Origin of the sequence: Ensifer sp. SSB1, assembly GCF_016652895.1 — a bacterium.
Classification (GTDB): domain Bacteria; phylum Pseudomonadota; class Alphaproteobacteria; order Rhizobiales; family Rhizobiaceae; genus Ensifer.
In genome coordinates this window covers 1-1,192 of the sequence record NZ_JAEPRP010000371.1, presented here as the reverse complement: position 1 = coordinate 1,192, position 1,192 = coordinate 1, and the positions used below count along the sequence as shown (strand labels likewise).

Sequence of the window (1,192 nt, the reverse complement as noted above, 5' to 3'; positions counted from 1 at the left end):
GGCGCGGTGCTCTTCTATCATCCGCAGCCTCAGAACAACTTCCTGCGCGACCGCGTGCCGCGCTATCGCCTCTTCAACAGCCTCGGCGTCATCCTCGACGACGCGATCGTCGCCGCGGTGCTGATCTGCGGCGGCGTGCTGCAGGACTGTCCCGATCTCAAGGTCTGCATCGCCCACGGCGGCGGCCCGCTGTGCTACGCGATGGGCCGCATGGACCGCGAGTGGGAGAGGACGCCGCCCGACCAGCGCTCGACGCCGAAGAAGCCGAGCGAATACCAGCGCCAGCTCTATTACGACACCGTTACCGGCAACGAAGAAGCGCTGCGTTTCCTGCTCGACCGCGTCGGCGCCGACCGCGTCGTGCTCGGCAGCGACTGGCCTTTCGTGCACTTCGAGCCGGGTCCCGCCGGCTGGGTGCAGGCCATGAAATCGGTCTCGCAGGAGGAGAAAGAAAAGATCCTGTCGAAGAACCTCGAGACGCTGCTGGGGTTGTAACCCTCGTACGAAAGGAAGCGACATGCCGAGAGAAACCGGTAGGGCAATGGTGTGGACCGCGATCGACACGCCGCTCGAGCCGCGCGAGTACGCGCTTCCCGAGGTCGAGGACGATGCGATGCTCGTCAGGATCACCATGGCGTGCATCTGCGGCTCCGACCTGCACTCGTACAAAGGCGAATACGTCGGGCGCCTGAAGCCGAGCAAGGAGCGGCCGCTCATCATGGGCCACGAAATGACCGGCCGCATCTACAAGATGGGACGCAACGTCAGCACCGACTACCTCGGGCGGCCGCTGAAAGAAGGCGACCGCGTCATCTACGGCTATTTCAACCCGTGCGGCAAATGCGAGGCGTGCGTCACCGGCACCGCGTCGTGCCCGCACAAGCATCGCTTCAGGAAGACGAGCGAGGAGTTCCCGCACTTTCGCGGCGCCTACGCCGAGTACTATTACCTGAAAGGCGACCAGTGGGTGTTCAAGGTGCCCGACGAGCTGCCGGACGAGAGCGTCGCGCCGGTGAACTGTGCGCTGTCCACGGTCACCTACGGCATGCACCAGGTGCGCATCCCGCTCGAAGGCACCGTGGTCGTGCAGGGCGCCGGCGGTCTGGGCATCAGCACGACCGCCATCGCGCGCGAGATGGGCGCGGCGCGCGTGATCGTCGTCGACAAGGTGACGGACCGCTTGAAACTGAGC

The 1,192-nt window shown here is 65.3% G+C and carries 2 protein-coding genes; both read left to right on the top strand.

From position 1 onward, the window contains the following. On the top strand, nucleotides 1-495 hold a 495-nt coding region (locus I8N66_RS37420; protein ID WP_291165611.1), incomplete at its 5' end, for an amidohydrolase family protein. Between the two features lie 22 nt (nucleotides 496-517). Next, nucleotides 518-1,192: alcohol dehydrogenase catalytic domain-containing protein (locus I8N66_RS37415; protein ID WP_291165609.1), on the top strand; the 675-nt coding region annotated here is incomplete at its 3' end.